General features: G+C 62.6%; 20 protein-coding genes. 6 read left to right on the top strand and 14 right to left on the bottom strand.

Annotated elements, in window-relative coordinates:
* Genes AArc1_RS12205 through AArc1_RS12185 form a run of 5 tightly spaced genes read left to right on the top strand, consistent with a single transcriptional unit; the run spans nucleotide 1 to nucleotide 3,232 of the window.
* Nucleotides 1-531 (top strand): DUF7287 family protein, encoded by a 531-nt coding sequence (locus AArc1_RS12205; RefSeq protein ID WP_117364630.1) that lies wholly within the window; start codon nucleotides 1-3, stop codon nucleotides 529-531.
* Nucleotide 532: 1 nt separating this feature from the next.
* Nucleotides 533-1,153 carry a DUF7288 family protein gene (locus AArc1_RS12200; RefSeq protein ID WP_117364629.1) on the top strand — a complete coding sequence of 207 codons (621 nt, stop codon included), beginning with the start codon at nucleotides 533-535 and terminating at the stop codon, nucleotides 1,151-1,153.
* Nucleotides 1,147-1,965 carry a DUF7261 family protein gene (locus tag AArc1_RS12195; RefSeq protein ID WP_117364628.1) on the top strand — a complete coding sequence of 273 codons (819 nt, stop codon included), beginning with the start codon at nucleotides 1,147-1,149 and terminating at the stop codon, nucleotides 1,963-1,965. Before AArc1_RS12200 ends, AArc1_RS12195 begins: the two co-directional genes overlap by 7 nt.
* Entirely contained in the window at nucleotides 1,962-2,453 is a 492-nt protein-coding gene (locus AArc1_RS12190) for a DUF7266 family protein (protein ID WP_117364627.1), read from the top strand. Before AArc1_RS12195 ends, AArc1_RS12190 begins: the two co-directional genes overlap by 4 nt.
* Nucleotides 2,453-3,232 (top strand): DUF7289 family protein, encoded by a 780-nt coding sequence (locus AArc1_RS12185; RefSeq protein WP_117364626.1) that lies wholly within the window; start codon nucleotides 2,453-2,455, stop codon nucleotides 3,230-3,232. Before AArc1_RS12190 ends, AArc1_RS12185 begins: the two co-directional genes overlap by 1 nt.
* On the opposite strand, the gene AArc1_RS12180 is transcribed toward AArc1_RS12185, so the two are convergent.
* The 12 genes from AArc1_RS12180 to AArc1_RS12125 all read right to left on the bottom strand — a co-directional run bounded on the left by AArc1_RS12180 (nucleotide 3,233) and on the right by AArc1_RS12125 (nucleotide 16,046).
* Nucleotides 3,233-4,510 carry a hypothetical protein gene (locus tag AArc1_RS12180; protein WP_117364625.1) on the bottom strand — a complete coding sequence of 426 codons (1,278 nt, stop codon included), beginning with the start codon at nucleotides 4,508-4,510 and terminating at the stop codon, nucleotides 3,233-3,235.
* A gap of 85 nt (nucleotides 4,511-4,595) precedes the next feature.
* Complete coding sequence (locus AArc1_RS12175) at nucleotides 4,596-5,393, bottom strand: CheR family methyltransferase (RefSeq protein ID WP_117364624.1); 798 nt, start codon at nucleotides 5,391-5,393, stop codon at nucleotides 4,596-4,598.
* On the bottom strand, nucleotides 5,390-5,908 hold the full coding sequence (locus AArc1_RS12170) for a chemotaxis protein CheD (protein WP_117364623.1): 519 nt from the start codon (nucleotides 5,906-5,908) through the stop codon (nucleotides 5,390-5,392). The genes AArc1_RS12175 and AArc1_RS12170 overlap by 4 nt, the downstream gene beginning before the upstream one ends.
* Nucleotides 5,905-7,170, bottom strand: coding sequence for a chemotaxis protein CheC (locus tag AArc1_RS12165; protein ID WP_117364622.1), 1,266 nt, complete (start codon nucleotides 7,168-7,170; stop codon nucleotides 5,905-5,907). Before AArc1_RS12165 ends, AArc1_RS12170 begins: the two co-directional genes overlap by 4 nt.
* On the bottom strand, nucleotides 7,167-7,772 hold the full coding sequence (locus AArc1_RS12160; RefSeq protein WP_117364621.1) for a chemotaxis protein CheC: 606 nt from the start codon (nucleotides 7,770-7,772) through the stop codon (nucleotides 7,167-7,169). Before AArc1_RS12160 ends, AArc1_RS12165 begins: the two co-directional genes overlap by 4 nt.
* Nucleotides 7,773-7,800: 28 nt before the next feature.
* Nucleotides 7,801-11,481, bottom strand: coding sequence for a chemotaxis protein CheA (locus tag AArc1_RS12155; protein WP_117364620.1), 3,681 nt, complete (start codon nucleotides 11,479-11,481; stop codon nucleotides 7,801-7,803).
* Nucleotides 11,474-12,661: a chemotaxis protein CheB gene (locus tag AArc1_RS12150; RefSeq protein ID WP_117364619.1), complete on the bottom strand. Its 1,188-nt coding sequence runs from the start codon at nucleotides 12,659-12,661 to the stop codon at nucleotides 11,474-11,476. Before AArc1_RS12150 ends, AArc1_RS12155 begins: the two co-directional genes overlap by 8 nt.
* Entirely contained in the window at nucleotides 12,658-13,020 is a 363-nt protein-coding gene (gene cheY / locus AArc1_RS12145; protein ID WP_117364618.1) for a chemotaxis protein CheY, read from the bottom strand. Before cheY ends, AArc1_RS12150 begins: the two co-directional genes overlap by 4 nt.
* Before the next feature lie 250 nt (nucleotides 13,021-13,270).
* The gene (locus tag AArc1_RS12140) at nucleotides 13,271-13,939 is read right to left on the bottom strand and encodes a chemotaxis protein CheW (RefSeq protein ID WP_117364617.1); all 669 of its coding nucleotides are present in this window, start codon (nucleotides 13,937-13,939) and stop codon (nucleotides 13,271-13,273) included.
* A gap of 130 nt (nucleotides 13,940-14,069) precedes the next feature.
* Nucleotides 14,070-14,846, bottom strand: a complete 777-nt coding sequence (locus AArc1_RS12135; protein WP_117364616.1) for a DUF5803 family protein — start codon at nucleotides 14,844-14,846, stop codon at nucleotides 14,070-14,072.
* 1 nt (nucleotide 14,847) lies between these two features.
* Complete coding sequence (locus AArc1_RS12130) at nucleotides 14,848-15,522, bottom strand: DUF2110 family protein (protein WP_117364615.1); 675 nt, start codon at nucleotides 15,520-15,522, stop codon at nucleotides 14,848-14,850.
* Nucleotides 15,522-16,046: a transcription factor gene (locus AArc1_RS12125; RefSeq protein WP_117364614.1), complete on the bottom strand. Its 525-nt coding sequence runs from the start codon at nucleotides 16,044-16,046 to the stop codon at nucleotides 15,522-15,524. The genes AArc1_RS12130 and AArc1_RS12125 overlap by 1 nt, the downstream gene beginning before the upstream one ends.
* 126 nt (nucleotides 16,047-16,172) lie before the next feature.
* Between AArc1_RS12125 and AArc1_RS12120 the strand changes: the two genes are divergently transcribed.
* On the top strand, nucleotides 16,173-17,168 hold the full coding sequence (locus AArc1_RS12120; protein ID WP_117364613.1) for an MBL fold metallo-hydrolase: 996 nt from the start codon (nucleotides 16,173-16,175) through the stop codon (nucleotides 17,166-17,168).
* Between the two features lie 15 nt (nucleotides 17,169-17,183).
* Here AArc1_RS12120 and AArc1_RS12115 read toward each other — a convergent pair whose 3' ends face one another.
* Nucleotides 17,184-17,435, bottom strand: coding sequence for an amphi-Trp domain-containing protein (locus AArc1_RS12115; RefSeq protein WP_117364612.1), 252 nt, complete (start codon nucleotides 17,433-17,435; stop codon nucleotides 17,184-17,186).
* A 91-nt stretch (nucleotides 17,436-17,526) separates the two neighbouring features.
* Nucleotides 17,527-17,742 (bottom strand): hypothetical protein, encoded by a 216-nt coding sequence (locus AArc1_RS12110; RefSeq protein ID WP_117364611.1) that lies wholly within the window; start codon nucleotides 17,740-17,742, stop codon nucleotides 17,527-17,529.
* Nucleotides 17,743-17,828 lie beyond the last annotated feature (86 nt).

Raw genomic sequence — 17,828 nt, 5'->3', positions numbered from 1 at the left:
ATGACACGACAATCGACGTCTGGACACGACGACGGCCTACGGAGGCGGAGAACCATCGCCGTCGGACTCGACGAGCGGGCACAGACGACCCAAGATTTCGCCATCGGCATCGGCATCTTCATTCTGGCGGTGGCGTTCGTTTTTGCCTTCCTCCCATCGATGCTGACGCCGTACGACTCCTCCGTCGGCGGGGCGGAGACAGCCCAGGCCGATCGAATCGCCGACCGGATCGTCGCTGACGCCTCGAGTGGAACCGCAAACGACCTCGATAAAACGGCGTTCAAGGCGTTGGACGACAACCCGAGTGACGAACTTGGCATCCGAGCCGACGATGCCGGTCACGAGTTCGACCGTGTCAACGTCACTGTTCAGGAACTCGAGGAAAACGAGACACGGTCGGTCGACGACGATCTCGCTCTGGGCCCGGAGTACGATTCACAAGCCGCAGCGAGTGCGGCCCGAACCGTGACGGTCGATGAGTACGAAACCGAGTGCGATCCGGCTTGCAGACTCGTCGTGAGGGTATGGTAATATGAAACGAAAACCGGATATGACGGGGTCAGAGCGCGGACAGGCGTTCACGCTCGAAGGGTTCATCGGCGCGATGGTCGTGTTGATGGCCGTCCTCTTCGCGCTCCAGGCGGTGGTCCTCACGCCGACATCGGGTGGGCTGGCGGATCGATCGATCCAGTCGCAGGTCCAACAGGAGGCCCAGGACGCGCTCGTGGTGTCGGATCAGGACGGGAATCTCTCGGAGACAGTCCGAAACTGGGACGGAGAAGGTGGCTTTAACGAAACTGATGGCCAAACCGGCCCCGAAGGAAATCAAACCTACTCGGCGGAGAACTTTGGTAACGTTTCCACACTCGGTGATATTCTGAATCAGAGCTTCGCCGAACGGGGATGGAGTTACAACGTCGAACTCCACTACACGAACGAGACAGGTTCTCACGAGACGCGAACGCTCGTCTACCAGGGTAGTCCGTCGTCCGATGCGGTCACTGCGAGTTACACGGTGACCTTATATGAAACCCAAGAGGCAGGATCGAAGCAGCTCAGAAACTACGATGAGGACAACGACTGGTCGATTCCCCGGTCTAGCGACTCGGATATGCTCTACAACGTCGTGGAGGTGCGCGTGACACTATGGTGACTGCAGATCACAGCCGCGGACAGGTCATACTCATCGGCGCGATTGCGCTCGCGTTCATCATCCTCGGCATCGTCGTGGTCTTTAACGGTGTCCTCTACACGGAGACGATTTCCTCGAGTGGAACGAGCCAGGCAACGACAGATGCCGAACTGGCGGAGCACGAACTCGAGACGGCGGTCGTTACCCTGGGGAAGGAGGTGAACAATAACGAAAGCTTTGGCAGTGACGCGTTCGAGGGTGCACTAGAAGGCCCTGACGGTCTTCATACGGAGTACCGAAATACGACGTCGAACAGCCGCTCGGCGTTCGTTCACGTCGAATTGGTGGATACAACCACTGGAACGGTATTTCTCGACCAGAAATCTGAGAAGCTCAACTTCAACGAAAGCGACGAGGAACTCGGCCACTTCGAAGTCGAGTTACTGGATGCGGACGGTAACGTCACGGTCGAGGCAAACCGAACCCATGACGACCCGGATACGGTGGAGATCGAAGGGAATGGGGCCGACGGCTACGAGGTGGTGGACGAATCGTGTGAGATTACCGGCGAACACGTCCGAGTTGACCTCCTCACCGGCAGCGTCAACGCGACGACTGAGGGAGACTGTAGCACCCTTGCGCTCATCGAGGACGGAGAGTCGTATTCGGATATCGAACTCGAGGTCGATGGAGCCGACGGGACGTACGACTACGCTAAACTAGACGACGGCGACGACGTCATATCGGCCGAACTCGAGTTCACATACGAATCGAACGACGTCTCGGTCCACGATGAAGAAACCGAGATCAGGATCTATGGAGGCGAGTCATGATCCGTCAGTTACGGACCGACCACCGTGGGACCTCGATTGCGATCACGCACGTCCTTACCATTGGGATCACGACCCTCCTCATCGCCGTGCTCCTGACGGGTGCGGGTGGATTGCTCGAGACCGAAACCGATCGATCGGCGGAAACTTCACTCGAGACGGTCGGCGAGCGGCTGGCGGGCGAGATCCACAGCGTCGACCAACTCGCCGTCGAGGACGGAGACAGGACGGTGACCGTCACCGCGAACCATCCGCGGACGGTGGCGAACTCGGGCTACACCGTCGAGATACTCGAGTCGAGCGACTGTGCTAATTCGTCGCTTTTGGATGGCTCGACCGAGTGCCTCGAGCTTACTTCACAGGGAGCAGACGTGACGACCTACGTTCCGGTGAAAACCGACACGCCGCTCGAGACGGGCGCGTCGGCTCCAGGTGGGACGATCGACGTTACTACCGAAGACGGGAACGTTACGATCCGGGGGGCAAACTGATGCGACGAACACGGCAGTTGAGCGGGGCCGACGCCGATCGTGGAGTCTCCGAAGTGATTGCGTTCGTGTTGGTTTTTGGGATCATCTTCGGGTCGGTTGCACTCATTTCGGTGACGGGACTGCAGGCGATGGAGAGCTACCAGGAGAACGAACAGCTCCAGAACGCCGAGCGGGCCATGGGAGCGCTTGCGGACAACTTCAACGACGTGATGCGCTATGACGGAATCGAAGAACGGTACGGCGAACTCGCACTGCAAGGTGGCGGTGTCGGTACCGGGAGCGATGGGACGCAACTCAATATCACGGTCGACGGTGAACCCCTCGATAGCAGCAGTTATTTCGGAAACGAGTTCGACGGCGTCGCAAACGACGGGGTCGTCACGCTCGGCGAGTTCCGATACGAGCACGGCTCAGACGAGATCGCTTACGACGGCGGGGCCGTCGTTCGGGCGAGTGAGGGCAGCGACGGTACGAATAGCGCCATGCTCGAGGGGCCTCACCTCAAATACAACAACGAAACGAAAACGGCAGTCATTTCGCTCGTCTCGATCGATGCAGACGATCGATCGATCCAGAGCGACGAGAACCTCGGGTTCACGATGAACGTCGACGAACGATCGTCTGCTGTTGCCGACATCGACGATGGCCATAATCTCACGGTCGAACTGGAAGGGGAGTCGCGGTACAAAGACGCGTGGGAGGACGAACTCGAGGACTGGGAGGACGTAGACGCCGAACGCGTCATCATCACGATCGCCGAGGTCGAGATCGACCGGTAACTACTTCCAGTCGCCGGTGAGCATCGCCCGCAACCCCGCTCTCTCGGTCACCGCCTCGACTCGATTGGCGTGATCGTCGACGTCGCCGTCAGCCTCGAGATACCAGCCGTTCGCCAGTTCTCGTGGCTCGCGCATAGAAGAGCCGTCGGCTCGAACGGGCTGGTCGTTCAGCACTGTCGGTTCGTCCCCGGGTTCCCAGGGGAGGTCGACGCCCGAAAGCCCGCGTGCCAGCAGATATTCCGTGGCGTGGACGAGTGCGGCGGTCGAACTCGAGCCACCGATCGCACCGATCGAGCCGCGGTCGTTGAAAAAGCGGACGACGAACTCCCCGTCGGCGGTCGAACGCTCGTCGTCAGCCATCGCTTCGGAGGGGGTGGAATCGGAAGCATCGGCTGACGGAGCTGTCGACTCGTCTGGGCCGTCCGTGTCATCGGTGTCATCGATATCGTCGGTCTCGTCGGTCGCTGGTGATGAGGACCCGTCTCCGAGCGGGTGTCGCTGGCCGTCAGGGGCGGGTGGCGTCGCATCGTCACCGCTGGCGGACGATCTCGAATCGGTTGGATCAATTTTGGCTCCGCCAATATGGGAGTCTGCGGCCGTCGCGTCCGTGAACTCGAGTGCGACATCTTCGGATGTGGGCGCAAACGTCGGCTCCGAAGCGGCGAACGAGACGACGAGCTGGTCGAGGAATCGTTCGCTTGCGGCCTCGAACTCGCTCGAGTAGGTGCCGCCGTCGCCCGCATGTGTCGTCAACTCATCGACAATTGACTCGACAATCCGCGAACGCTCGAGGGCGAGTCGACGGGCGACGAACGCCCGAGTGTCGTCGGCGACGTGTCGCTCGAGGCTCGTCCGACCGTAATGAGCGATAGAGGACTCGTACTCGGGAAGTGATAGCAGGCGACAGCCCAGGCGGTCGGCGTCGGTCGTCCCGGCGAGAAAGAGAAACGCACTGCCGTCCGTGTAGATCGCTCGGTCGATACCCGACCAGGCCATCACTTCGAGTAGCTCGACAGCCCGGGATTCATCGAGCCCAGCGTTGTACGGCTCGACCGCGACGAACAGGGCCGGGACGGAACCGACTGAGAAGACGTACTCGAGGAGCGTCTCGTCGACGCGTTCGTTCGTTCGACAGGTCTCTGCATGGACGTCCCAGCCGAGCGTCGCGAGAAACGGGTCGACGAGCCAGGTGCGCGTTTCCCGAACTGTCGATGGCGAACTCGACTCGAGGAGGGCGCGTGATCGGTTGACGTACGATTGCAGATCGGGACCGGTCATTCACCGGAACTATTCGGTCGACGCTCATGTAACGGTCGGTCGTTCATCAGCGACCGAAAGTCAACCGTCGAGGCCGAGGGTGAGGTTATTCACGCTGGTAGATCCGCAGTCGGGGATCTCGAACGGTGAACGCGGATTTCAGGCTCGGCGGGATCGTTTCGGCTTTGCCGATGACGAGGTACCCACCCGGTCGTAGCGACGTCGCAATCACGTCGAGCATGGGCGCTTTGTACTCGTTATCGATGTAGATGAACAGGTTCCGACAGACGACGAGGTCGAACCCCGATTTCGGGTCGCCGTTGATCAGGTCATGGCGTTCGAACGAGACGCACCGTTTGACCCGATCGGCGATCCGGTACGCTCGATCGTCGGCCTCGACGTAGCGTGTGGGGTCCTCGAGAAACTCGAGTTGGTCACCGATGTCGACCGTTCGTGACTCCTCGTAGACACCCTTGCAGGCCGTCTCGAGGGCGGGTTCGCTGATGTCGGTTGCGAGGATGTCGATGCATGCGGCATCGATGTCGGGGTCGTCGTGAGCGAGCATCGACAGCGAGTACGGTTCTCGGCCATCCGCACAGGCCGCACTCCAGATCCGAAGGTCGTCGCAGTCGGCGGCGAGGTCGCGAAACACCTCGCGGATACCAGTCCAGACCTCGGGGTTGCGAAAGAAGCCGGTGACGTTGATGCTCATCGACTCGACCAGCGCCGTCTGTTCGTCCGGATCGTCCCGGAGCAACTCGAAGTAGTCGTCGTAGTCGTCGCTGCCGGTTCGACGAATCCGTGAAGAGACTCGACGATCGAGATAACTGTCGTTGTAGTGGCTCGTTGCGAACGAGAGTTCGTTCTCGACGAACGCGAGAACGGTGTCGAGGGAGTCGCTCACAGGACGGTCACCCCGTGTTCGTCTTCGTCGGCCGTCTTGACGACGAGTTCTCCCGTCCCGGGGGTGAACTTCACGGTTCGACCGTGCTGGCCGCCGATGTCTTCGGCCACAACCGGCACGCCGAGTTTCTCGAGTTCGGCTCTGGCTGCGGCGGCGTTTCGCTCGCCGACGCCGTCGCCGAAGCTATCGAACTCGAACATGTCGCTGCCGCCGGCGAGTTTTGCCTCGACGGAGGTATAACTTGCGCCACGTTCGACCATACGACGGAGGAGGGCCCGGATCGCGGTGTCGGCGTACTTACCGGGTTTTCGGTCGCTGTTCGCGACCGCATCGCCATCGGGCAACATCGCGTGTGCGAGACCGCCGATTTCACTGTCGGGGTCGTACAGTGCAATCGCGATACACGAACCGAGGCCGTAGGATTTGAGGGTATCGTCGCCGTCGCTGACCGCCAGTTCGGAAATACCGATCTGGACCGGGGTCGGTGCGCCGGGTTCGGTGCCGTAGGTCTTCATGACTGATCGAGTTCCTGGAACTGTGCGGTCGTCGGCGTCTCCTCGATCCGATCGACCTCGAGGTCGTTCAGGGCACGCTCGAGGTCGGATTCGTCGGGGATGGCGTAGACCTCGCAGTCGAATGCGTGTTCGTCGGCGACGACGTGCGTGTCGAAGACGAACGCGTACTCCTGATTTGCACCGAGACCGACGACGACGGGATCGACCGCCGCGGTGCCGATGTCGTGGACGAACTCCGGCGTCGAGTGGTCGATCGTCGTATCGAGGACGTTCGCCCAGCCGTCTAAGAATCCACTCGCCATGATGTTTCCGAGTTCCATGATCGCGCTGCGGCCCATCTCGTCGAAACCATCGTCGTCGACGTCCATCGGGACCATCGCGTCGACGATCTCGTGGGCCGAGGCTTCGTCGAACAGAAAGAGCAGATATCCGCTTGGCACGCCGTCGAACTCGAAGGCGATGCCGACGAGCGTCTCGTCGGGTACCTGCTGGGGGATCGCCTCGAGCGAGACGAAGTTCAGCCGGCGGATCTCGATGCTCGTCTCGATACCCGTCAGTTTCGTCGCTGTGTCGGCCATCTCTTCGGCCCCGCGTTCGGCCATTCGATCGAAGCCGTCCAGTTTGTCGTAGTCGATCCCCTCGCTGGTGCGGAGTCGATCGAGGAGCGCGGCCATCGACTCCCGGTCCGGGAAGAGATAGTGATCGAACTCGATTTCGGCGTCGACGGTCTCGATTCGACTCTGAAAGAGCAACGCGAGATCGTCGGCCGCAGGAGCGTTCTCGAGGTCGTCGAGAAACGGTTCGGCGGAGTCCCCTTCGACGAACGCTGGCGTCGAAACGTCGATGACCGACTCGAGGACATCCGCCCAGCCGTCGACGAACCCGCTGTTCATCACCTGACCGACCTCGGTAACAGCGCTCTGACTCATCCGATCGAAGGCGTCGGTGTCGGCGTCGGTGTCGGTCGCCCCATCGGTCATTGCCTCGCTGAGCAGTCCCTCGACGATTCGACCGGCGTCATCGCGGTCGAAGACGACCATCGAGTGGCCGTCGATCGCACCTGCCAACTCGACTCTAACGCCGACCAGCGCCGAACCGTCAGCGAGCTCCCGGCGAATCTCCCGGCCTCGCATGAAGTTGAGTTTCGTCACGCCGACTCTGGTTTCGACGCCGGTCATGTGCGTCAACCGACCCGCAGCGAGTCCCGCTCCCTCTCGAGCCATCCGGTAGAACGTTCCGAGGACGCTGACGTCGAGTTTCATGCGGTCTGGACGTCGAGTTCGTTGATCATCTCGACGAACTCCTCCAAGTCGGGGAACGCGTAGATTTCGGCTTCGATCTGGTAGCTCGGGACCGTCAGGTCCGAATCGAAAAACAACGCGAGGTCGTCGTCACCGAGCCCGGCAGTCCGCGTCACGATCTCGCCTGCGGGTGCGTAGACGAGTTGCGGGGCAGGAACGTCGATCACCCGGCCGAGCACGTCAGCCCAGCCGTCGATGAAGCCACTCGCCATCATGTTCCCCATCTCTTCGACGGCGCTTCTGGCCATCTTGCCCGAGACGTTCGACATGTCGTCGACGACGTCGTTCAGCATGATCGCCGTGATCTTCTTTGCGCTCGCCTCCGGGAAAAGGACGAGGATGTGCCCGTACGGCGGGTCGAGTAACCTGACTCGGACGCCCACGCGCTTGCCGGGCTCGAGTTGTGAGTCCAGATCGTCGACGTCGATGAAGTTGGTTTTCGTCACCTCCATCCGGGCGTCTTCGCCGGTCAGTTTGGTCATGTTGTCGGCGACGCCGTTCGTCCCGACCTTTGCCATCTCGTTTATGAAACTCAGCTTTCGTATGTCGACCATCAACGTCATTGTGTGCTCCGTTGGATGTTGTGTTCGTTCATAGTGTCGTTACGTCTAGGATTGGGACGACTTCGCCCCGGCCTCGAACCGTCGCACCGCTGAGACCCGGGATGTCGGCCATGAAGCCTTCGAAGGGTTTGACGACGACTTCCTGCTGGTCGCCGACTCGATCACACTGCAACGCCACGGGTCTGACGTCCTCGCGGACCCGAATCAGCATTCCGCCGTCCGAACCGCCCATCGGCGTCTCGAGGGCGTCGTCGAGTTCGACCACCGGATAGGCCTCGTCCTCGACGGGGAGGACGCGTTCGCCGTCGACCACCTCGATGTCGGCGACGGACTCGACGTCGTGAACCGCCGTGGTAGGAACGCCGAACGTCTCGCCGCCGCTCTCGACGAACAGAACGTCGTCGATCGCGATCGAGACGGGAAGCGTCATCGTCACCATCGTCCCCTCGCCGAGTTCGCTATCGATCGAAATCGTTCCATCGAGCGTATCGATCATCCGTTCGACGACGTCCATCCCGACGCCACGACCGCTGACGTCGGTTACCTCCTCGGCCGTCGAGAGCCCCGGGTGGAACGCCAGGTCGTACGCCTCGTCGTCGGACATTGCGGCCGCCTCCTCGGCCTCGAGGACGCCGGTTTGGACGGCTTCCGAGCGCAGATCGTCGACATCGAGACCACGACCGTCGTCGGAAACCGTGATCGTCACCTGATCGCGGTCGCGACTGGCAGACACCTCGATGCTCCCTTCGCGGGGTTTGCCAGCCGCCTCTCGGGCCGTCGGTGGTTCGATCCCGTGATCGACGGCGTTGCGGACCAGGTGGATCAGTGGATCACGGAGACGATCGAGGATCCCCCGGTCGAGTTCGACGTCGGTGCCGTCCATCTCGAAGGCGACCGTTTTCTCCTGTTCGCGGGCGACATCCCGAACGACTCGTGGAAGTCGGTTCGCGATCGTCTCGAGCGGGACGAGCCTGACGTCCATCACCGTCCCCTGGAGGTCGGTCACCAGTTTCTCGAGGCCGTCGATTTCGGTCTCGAGCACCCTACGGTCGAGGTCGGTTTCGACCGCATGCCGGAGCCGGACGCGAGTCGTGACGAGACCTTCGACCAGGTTCAGCAGGTCGTCGATCTGTTCGACGTCTACCCGGACCGACTGGATCTCGTCGGCGGTCGGCTCGTCGTCGGTTCGACCGACCGACTCCGGGACGGTAATGTCCGGAATCTCGAGGCTCGGCTCTTCGATTACTCGGGGAGCCTCGGCATCGGCCGTCTCGGCATTGCGGGCGTCTTCGGATGAGGTACTCGTCGAGTCAGCAGCCGTGTTCCACTCGCCGGTGGAGTCTACGCCTGAAAGGGCATCAGCACCGAACGTCTCCTCGAACGAGTCGCTCGAGTCGTCCTCGAGTTCGAACACCTCCGTTGGAACGTCCCCGAACTCGTCGTCGAGTGACGGAGACTCGACGCTGGAATCCGGGTCGGTCGACTCGCGGTCGCTTTCGACGTTCGACCCGGCTGACTCGAGTTCGTCCGATGGGTCCGCTTGCGGTGTGACTGCGTCGGGCTCCTCGAGTTCGTCTGGGTGTCCGTTCTCGAATGTGTCGTCGCCTTCGAGAGATGCTCGAGGATCCTCGTCTGACTCACGGTCTGGGGTTCGTTCGTCAATCGGTTGGTCGGACGATTCGAGCGAGACACGGTTCGATTCGTCGTCGAGCGAGACCTCCGTCTCCGGTGTGGGATCGAACGAAACGTCCAGATCGGACGTATCGTCGAAGTCGGACGTGTCGTCGAACGACGTCTCAACGTCCGTTTCAGGAGTGGACCAGGCGTCGAACGAATCGGCGTCGACCGCCGTTTCGTCGGCCTCGAACGGTTCTGAATCGAAGCGGTCGTCGGACAGAGACGGTGACGGTTCGATGTCTTCGTGGGAGGATTCGTCCCATGCGTCCTCGAGCGTCGACCCGCCGACCGACGGAGCTGTCGGCTCGTCGTCGGGGACGCCGAACCCGTGGTCGTCGCCACTCGCGGGTTCGTCGATGGACGGCGCGAGCGACTCGGCATCCTCGAGATCGGGATCGACGTCGCCGGCCTCGATCCAGTCGTCGCTCGGCTCGTCTACATGGTCGTCACCCGGACTGCTCGAGCCGTCGGCACTCGAGTCGGTCGCTCCGTCCGCTTCACCGTTGTCGATCGCGATATTGTCGAACGTGAACGCCGGTTCGGGCGTCGCGTCCTCTGATTCCTCGTGATCAGCCGTCACGGATTCGGCTGGCTCGTCATCAACGGGCTCGTCAGCCACAACGTCGACGTCTCGAGTCGACTCGTCATCGACAGCGACATCGCCGTCGTCGGCTTCGTCTCCTCCGAACAGGTGAGCCTGGTCGGCTTCGTCACTTTCGAACAGTTCGTCGAAGTCAGTCAGCTCGTCCTCGAGCGCTCCGTCTGTACTCGCTGGATCACTCTCGAGGGGCACGTCCGTCTCGCTCGCCTCGTGCTCGAGTGAGTCATCCAGTTCGTCGCCGAGGAGTTCGTCCATGCTAACCTCCTCTTCGCCAAACTCGTCGAACTCGAGTTCGGCGAGTTCGTCCTGCAGTTCGTCGAAGCCAACGGGATCGACTTCCTCTTTGAGTTCGGCGAAGACGGCTTCGGCATCGTCGACGTCGTCGGTCTCCGCTGACTCGGTTTCGGTGGCGGGCTCCTGGCTCGCTTGGGAATCGTCGGTCGGCGAGTCCAACTCGTCGGGGCCGATCTCGGGCTCGATGTCCGCATCGTCGAAGAGGTCGTCGAACGAGCCCGCATCGCCCATCTCGTCGAACACCTCGAGGTCGTCGTCGCCTTCGACCTCTCTGACCTTCTCGTCTAAGTCGTCGTACTCGTCGAACGCCTCGAGAAGTTCGTCGACCTCGAGTTCTCGGGCGTCGTCGGTGCTGATGGCCGTTTCGGCGGCGGAGCCGGTCGAGCCCTCGGCGTCGACTTCGGCTAGGTCGTCGAACCGATCCGTGACATCGACGATCTCGAAGTCGGCGATCTCGTCGATCGGCTCGAGCGCGGCGGCGATCGACGAGTTGCCAACCGCGCCCGCGAAAACGACGTCGAGTTGGCCGCCGTAGCGTCCCGCTTCGATCGCGTCGCGTTCGGGGTCGATGCCGAGTACGTCGAAGGCGTCGACCAGCGCATCGACGACTAACGCACCGTTAGCGACGTCGCCCGTGTCACCTTCCTGTACCGCAAACCGGACGAGGTAGGCGTCGTGGTCGGCGGCCGGCGGCTCGAGCGACGACAACACGGTGTCGATCTCTGCCGCAGTGAGCGGATCGACCGTTGTGGCCCCTGATCGCGTCTCTCGCTCGAGATACGCACGGATCGTCCGGATCGTCGACTCGGGGTCGGCGTCGAGTTCGCCACTGGATTCGACTTCGCGGACCATCGCTTCGAGTTCGTCGACCGCGTCGAAGACGACGTCCATCAGGTCGGGTGTGACGTCGATTCGACCGGCGCGAGCGGCCTCGAGCAGGTCCTCTATCGCGTGTGCAAGATCACTGGCGGCGTCGAAGCCCGCTGCCCCGAAGTTACCCTTGAGCGTGTGAGCGATCCGGAAGACGTCTCGCATCGCCTCCTCGTCGTCGGGCTCGCGCTCGAGCGCGAGGAGTTCGTTGTTGAGCTGTGTGATCCGCTCGTTGCTTTCGCGGACGAAATCCCAGTGATCACTCATCGTGTTCACCCGTGACTGCGGTCGTGATCCGTTCGGCGAGCGCTGCTGCTGGCACTACCTCGTCGACGCAACCGGTTCGGATCGCCGCTGCAGGGATTCCGAAGACCGAACTCGTCGCCTCGTCCTGGGCGATCGTGTGCCCACCTGCGGCGTCGATCGCTTCGATGCCTGTTGCACCGTCTCGTCCCATGCCAGTCAGCACGACGCCACAGAGCGGTCCGTCGACGCAGTCGGCGAGACTCGCCATCGTAACGTCGATCGAGGGACGGGCGCCACCTCTGTGCGTGCTGCCCTCGAAGCGTACGCGAAGCGTCCCGTCCGCATCGCTCGTGACGCCGAGATGGGTGCCACCGGGTGCGACTACGGCTGTTCCGGGCCGGACGACGTCGCCGTCGGTTGGCTCTCGAACCGCGTACTCACTGATCGCGTCGAGCCGCGCCGCGAACCGGGGGGTAAACGGCGCGGGCATGTGCTGGACGACGAACACTCGCGCTTCGAGGGCGATCGGTAGACGCTCGAGCAGTCGTTCGACGAGCTTCGGACCGCCGGTAGAGGCACCGACGACGACCGTCGGCGGCTCGGTGGGGGTTCTCGTCCGGACGGCCGGTGTCGTCGTCGGGTCGTCGATCGACTCGAGGTCGCACTCGCCGGAATGGCGTGCTCGGTCGCTCGTCGTCGGAACGGCCACAGCCGACGCAGTCGCCACCGCGTCGGAGCCAGCGGTCGCCCCTCTCGACTGTGCCGCTCGAATCGAGCGGGCAGACGCCGTGGTTTGGGCGACGGCGAGCGACGAAACGTCGACGTCGGCGAGTTCGTCGATGCAGGATTCGAATTCGTCGACGAACGTCGAGAGCGACGTTTCGAGCGCGTCGGGTTTCCGGAGGAAGTCGACTGCACCGTGTGCGAGTCCATCGAACTCCGCGTCGACGGCGGGGTCGACGCTCGAGGCGACGACGAGCGTCGGCGTCGGAGCCGCCGAGAGCATTCGATCGATCGCCTCGAGTCCGTTCCGATCGATCACGTCGTCGACGAGCGCCACGACGTCGGGATCGGTTCGAGTGACGGCCTCGAGGAGGTCGCGGTCGGTCTCGATCACGACCTCGTCGCCTCGGCGGGCAAGCGCGTTGCCGATGACTGCCGTCACCCGCGGTGTGTCGGCGACGACGAGTACTCGCCTCATACCGCAGCGACGTCCGTGAGGGCCTTTCTGACGCTCGGCTCTTCGAAGGGCTTCGTCACGTAGCCATCGGCGCCGGCCTTGACCGCGAGTTTCATTTTCTCGCGCTGACCGACGCTCGTACACATGATGACGCGAGCGTCAGGGTCGATCTTCTTGATCGCGGCGGTCGCCTTGATCCCGTTACACTTCGGCATCACGATGTCCATCATGACGACGTCGGGATCGTGCTCTTTGTACAACTTGACTGCCTCGGCGCCGTTGGTCGCCTCTCCGACGATGCGGTGATCCTGCTCTACGATTTGGCGCAGCAAGTTCCGCATAAAATGAGAGTCGTCCACGATGAGAACCCCTGTCGACATTCAGTAGTACACCGGCCGATAGTACCGAAACCGTTACCATAAATGCTGTCTCTCGGTTATCAATCGTGATAACCGCCGTTCGAGCGGAGTCACACGACATCCCAAACCGCGGGGTAGCGTTCCGCTCAACTCGAGATTCTGCCTCGAGCGCAGTGGTCGCGATGGGGCGCTCCGCCAGCGTCTATCATCCGGTCCTGTTAGGCAGTTGTCAGAGAATGCCGGACCACCGCGGTCGGGCGGTACCAAGTCGTCACCGACTCGAAACGCGGTGGCTGGACGCGGCGAGCATCCCGTCGATGTCGACGAGCGGAACGAATTCGACGACCTGTACGTCTTCGGCCACTTCGTCGGCCAGCTCCGAGTCGTCGATCGCTCCCGATACGGTCGCCGTCGAGGGGACGGCGTCGGGGCTCCGTCGCGTTTGGCGTGTTCGTTCGACGAGTGCGGTCACGAGCGGGTGCTCGAGCGCCTCTCCAGAGAGCGGGTCGTCGGCATCGTCGACGGACTCGAGGACGTTACTCTCGGGGACGGCCTCGACCGTGAGGACGTCGTCGACCCGGAGCGCCGCGGACTGTTCGTCGTCCGAGGAGTCGAAGACGAGCAGCTGTTCACGTCCGGTTCGGTCCTCGGCGACCGGGAAGTAGACCGTCGGGTCGAGGACGGCCGTGACCTCTCCCCGGAGGTCGGTGACGCCGTCGATTGCGTCCGGCGTCCGCGGGACCCACGTGAGATCGTCCGGCACGTCGGTGATCGAGATCACGTCGTCGACGGGAACCGCGAGACGGTGTTCGCCGACGCCAAACAGGACGACGCGGACGTGCGCTTCGGACTCGTCGCTGTCCGATTGAGAGCGCCTGCGTTGGTCCTCGACGGGGTCGATGTCGATACCGAGGAGTTTCTCGGGGAGATCCGGTGCCATCGTTCGTGTGTTTCACTCTCAGTCCAGCGATAAAACGTTGACTCCGAGGACAGTCCCGACGTCCGACCGATTTCGGCTCGTCGTTAGCAATACGAACGGAAGACGTGTTCGCGACGGCGCCCCGTCGCACTCACTTGAGACCTGGCGGCGGGCCACGGTCGGAGTCGTCGTCCTCGAGGTCGACGTCGAGCCCCATCTCCTCGCGCTGTTCGCGCAGGCGCTTGACCTGCCGGTAGTAGTAGGCGATTCCGGCTCCGCCGAGTACCGAAACGATGCCGACCAGTCCAACGAACACCGGAATATCCCTTGTCTGGTAGTACCGTAACGAGACCGTGCTGTCGACGTTTTCCCACGTCAACCGTTCTCGGTCATCGACGACCTCGCGGTCGTATCCGCCCGGGTTGACGTTGCCGAACAGGAAGTTCGACGTTCGGTGTTCGTCCGGGAGCGTGACCTCGTAGGACCCGTGAGTGTACGCCGGTAGCTGGAACGTCCGACTTCCTGCGTTACCAGTGAACGCAAGCGTTCCGTTCCCGTCGGGGACGCGAACCTCGGTGCTCGAGCGGCTCTGGTCGACGTCGAGGTCCGAGCCGGTTACTTCGGTCCCGTTCGGATACCAGTAACGGACGCTGTGGATGTCGAGCGCCTCGTCGCGGTAGATATTCGAGCGATACAGCGATAGCTCGTCGGTCTCGTTCAGGTCGTAAACCGCACGGAACTCACCGTTGCTGATAATGCCACTTCCCTCGATGTCGATGACGACGTCCTCGTCAGTCTCTCTGAGGTCGTCGTACTCCTGGTCGCGGTCGAGTTCGTCATCGGAGATGCCGCCGAAGATCATCGAGCAACCGGCTAGGCCGATCAGGAGGACGACCGCGATCGACGCGAGGACGAGCCGTCGGTTCATATCAGGGAACGACACAGCGCAGTTCCGCCGGGAGGTACTCACCGACGCTGGCGAGCAGTCCCGGAGGGTCGGTATCCTCGGTGCAGATCACGCTCTGTTCGAGCAGTCCGAGTCGTTCGACGGTGACGTAATCCTGGGCGTGGCCAGCCCGGTTGAGCGTTGCGCGGACCTCCGCCCGCGTCGCGCTGTTGACGTTGAGTCGACCGTCGCCGCGCGTCCAGTCGTAGAGGCGGTCGCGTTCTTCGTCCGCAAGCCGTGAGGGCGTGTCATCGTCGCCGTAGACGAATCGAAGCGGTAGGTGCTGGACGAGGCCGTAGCGCTCGCGGATCTGTTCGGGCGAACCCGGCCCCAGACCGAGTTCGGCTGCTGGGATCCGAACGGGCTGGCCGGCGTCGAGGACGAATCCGTCTTCGTCCCACGAATCGAGCGTCCCGACGTACGTTTCGCCGGGCTCGAACTCGTCTGTGATCTCGCCGAACTCCTCACCAAGGACGTTGTCTGCGACGATGGCGTCCTCGCCCTCGAGGTCGACACGTGGGAAGTCATCGTCGCGAATCGAGAGGTCGAACGAGACCTCGAGGTCGCCGATCTCGTTGCCGATCAGCGACCGAAGGGAGTCGGTCGACCGTTGTCGGGCGTCGCCCTCGACGTACAGTTTCGTTGCGAGTACGACCATCAGGCGTCCGCGTCGACGTTGAGTTCGTCTTCGAGCGCGTCGATTCGCTCGTGCATCGCGTTGACCAGCCGCTGGTTGTCCATCGAGTCGAGTGGCGAGCCACACTCGGGACACTCGAAACCGAAGTCCATCGCCTCGCCGAACTCGAAGCGGATCGAGCAGATCTCACAGAGGTAGAACTCGTGGTTACGCTCGTACGTTTCGCGTTCCTCGAGCGCCTCGTGGAGGCGGTACATCTCCGATTCGAGATTCTCCGGGATGTTCCCGTACTCGAACGTCCAGAGGTAGGTCAGCCAGCCCGAGTCCTCATCGCGCAGCCGTCGATAGCTGGCGAGGTCGTTCTCGTACAGGATAAACAGCGCCCGCCGCACGTCGTTCAACTCGAGATCCAGATCCTCCGCGAGCTCCTCGTCGGTCACTTCCCCGTCAGGCGGCGCTGCCGCGACGGGCATCCCTTTGGGACCGACCAGCTCGTGTAAGTACTTCTGGATAACCGGATCCTCGAGCAGGTCCTCAAAAGCCATTACGTATCCGTAACGCCATGCCGACATTAAGTCTTTTGAGCCCTCGCCGCGATCGCTGGGCTTTGACACCCACCGGACATCGACGGAGAGTAACATTCAGGGCCGTCGCCCGTCGTATAGGTGACGATGGCTCTCGACGATTCCGACGAGTTCGGCCGGCGCGAGGACGAGCCCGCGACGGTCCATCGCCTCGAATTCGACGTGCCGTGGCCACCGAAACACGTCGCGGCATACCTCATCCAGGGGCCGGAACCGATCCTGATCGACGCCGGCGCACCGGACGCCGCGGCCGAAGCCGTGCTCCGGGAGGGACTCGAGCGCCTGGGATACGAACCGAGCGATATCGCTCACGTCCTCCTGACGCATCTTCATAGCGACCACGTCGGGCAGGTGTCGACGCTTCGGGACGCGGGTGCGACGATCCACGCGCCAGCCCCGGCGCTCGAGCGACTTCGGGCCGACCCCGAGTCGCTTCGCGAGCGGATCGACGCGACGGCCCGTGAGGCAGGCTATTCCGAGACGGATCGGGCGTCCGTCGTCGACGACCTCCTCGAGTCGTTCCGGCGGGAACGACGGCTGGTCGACCCAGCGCGCACGCAGCCGATCGACCCGACGTCGACGCTCGTCGTCGGCGGTCGGGAGATCACGCCGATCCCGACGCCGGGCCACGAGATCGATCACCTGTGTTTCGAGACGGCGCTCGAGGGGTCGCGGGCGCTCTTTTCGGGTGACGTACTCGTTGCACCGTTTCGTCCCGTGGCGTTTCACGTCGGGCTCGATCGCGAGGCAGACGAGGCGGTCGACGCTTACTACGAGGCGATGGCGCGTCTGGAGGGAACGACCGCAACGTGTGTCTATCCCGGCCACGGACCGGTGTTCGACAACCCCAAACACGTCCTCGATCGAACCAGAGCCCGCCTCGACGACCTGGTCGAGGAGACGCACGGGGCCCTCGCGTCGATCGAACCGGCAACGGCCCTATCGGTCGCTAAAGCGCGCGTCGGCGAGCTTCGGTACGTCGCGCCGGTTCTCGATACGCTGGGTGCACTGGGGACACTCGAGGACCGACAGCGGGTTCAGGCCGAGTCCGTCGACGGCGTTCGCTTCTATCGCATGTCCTGACACCGAACGCCCGCTTCAGCTCTCAGTTTCGTCGATCTCCCACTCGAGAGTCACCGTGATCGTTTCGCGATCTCCGCCGAGCATCGGCGACCGTTCTTCGACCTCGATGCCGTACTCGACGGCCGACGGCGGCGACAGCGTCAGCACCTTGTTTCCGACTCGGACGGCTGCCGTACCCTCGGTGTGGACTTCTCGAGCCAGTTCCTGAAGGAGCTCTGATGCTTCTTCTCGCGTCACTTCGTCGCTGTGAGCAGTCGTCTCTGCCATATCCATAGAGTGCACTACTTGGCCGGATATACGTTGGCGGCGAACTCTCAGGCCGCTCTCGGCCGGGCGAAACATTGCGACGGGAAGCGAGTCACTCCTGGCTCGAGTCACCGACGACGGTTTCCCAGACGGCAACGACCAATACGACCACGAGCGCCATCGCGAGGCCGTAGAACAGTCCCATCGCGATCGACTGAAAGAGCGTGTGGCCGGTCACGAGCAACACGATGACGTTGAGTCCGACGAGTACGACGCCAAATATGTACCACTCGATCGCCGTCCCGGGCAGCGCACCTCCTGAAGCCATACGCACCCTCCGCCCCCGGTTGCTGAAAAACTAGCCCTTCGTTGCTCGCGCACGCCCACGACGGTGCTCGAGAATTACTCGATGTC

It is taken from the genome of Natrarchaeobaculum sulfurireducens, from assembly GCF_003430825.1.
Lineage (GTDB): Archaea > Halobacteriota > Halobacteria > Halobacteriales > Natrialbaceae > Natrarchaeobaculum > Natrarchaeobaculum sulfurireducens.
Note: the sequence above shows the minus strand (reverse complement) of the source record. Positions and strands in the feature narration are given on the sequence as shown.

Coding starts and splice junctions, on each gene's coding strand:
- AArc1_RS12205 (WP_117364630.1), top strand. CDS start 1: ATGACACGACAATCGACGTCTGGACACGACGACGGCCTACGGAGGCGG.
- AArc1_RS12200 (WP_117364629.1), top strand. CDS start 533: ATGAAACGAAAACCGGATATGACGGGGTCAGAGCGCGGACAGGCGTTC.
- AArc1_RS12195 (WP_117364628.1), top strand. CDS start 1,147: ATGGTGACTGCAGATCACAGCCGCGGACAGGTCATACTCATCGGCGCG.
- AArc1_RS12190 (WP_117364627.1), top strand. CDS start 1,962: ATGATCCGTCAGTTACGGACCGACCACCGTGGGACCTCGATTGCGATC.
- AArc1_RS12185 (WP_117364626.1), top strand. CDS start 2,453: ATGCGACGAACACGGCAGTTGAGCGGGGCCGACGCCGATCGTGGAGTC.
- AArc1_RS12180 (WP_117364625.1), bottom strand. CDS start 4,510: ATGACCGGTCCCGATCTGCAATCGTACGTCAACCGATCACGCGCCCTC.
- AArc1_RS12170 (WP_117364623.1), bottom strand. CDS start 5,908: ATGAAGACCTACGGCACCGAACCCGGCGCACCGACCCCGGTCCAGATC.
- AArc1_RS12165 (WP_117364622.1), bottom strand. CDS start 7,170: ATGAAACTCGACGTCAGCGTCCTCGGAACGTTCTACCGGATGGCTCGA.
- AArc1_RS12160 (WP_117364621.1), bottom strand. CDS start 7,772: ATGACGTTGATGGTCGACATACGAAAGCTGAGTTTCATAAACGAGATG.
- AArc1_RS12155 (WP_117364620.1), bottom strand. CDS start 11,481: ATGAGTGATCACTGGGATTTCGTCCGCGAAAGCAACGAGCGGATCACA.
- AArc1_RS12150 (WP_117364619.1), bottom strand. CDS start 12,661: ATGAGGCGAGTACTCGTCGTCGCCGACACACCGCGGGTGACGGCAGTC.
- cheY (WP_117364618.1), bottom strand. CDS start 13,020: ATGTCGACAGGGGTTCTCATCGTGGACGACTCTCATTTTATGCGGAAC.
- AArc1_RS12140 (WP_117364617.1), bottom strand. CDS start 13,939: ATGGCACCGGATCTCCCCGAGAAACTCCTCGGTATCGACATCGACCCC.
- AArc1_RS12135 (WP_117364616.1), bottom strand. CDS start 14,846: ATGAACCGACGGCTCGTCCTCGCGTCGATCGCGGTCGTCCTCCTGATC.
- AArc1_RS12130 (WP_117364615.1), bottom strand. CDS start 15,522: ATGGTCGTACTCGCAACGAAACTGTACGTCGAGGGCGACGCCCGACAA.
- AArc1_RS12125 (WP_117364614.1), bottom strand. CDS start 16,046: ATGGCTTTTGAGGACCTGCTCGAGGATCCGGTTATCCAGAAGTACTTA.
- AArc1_RS12120 (WP_117364613.1), top strand. CDS start 16,173: ATGGCTCTCGACGATTCCGACGAGTTCGGCCGGCGCGAGGACGAGCCC.
- AArc1_RS12115 (WP_117364612.1), bottom strand. CDS start 17,435: ATGGCAGAGACGACTGCTCACAGCGACGAAGTGACGCGAGAAGAAGCA.
- AArc1_RS12110 (WP_117364611.1), bottom strand. CDS start 17,742: ATGGCTTCAGGAGGTGCGCTGCCCGGGACGGCGATCGAGTGGTACATA.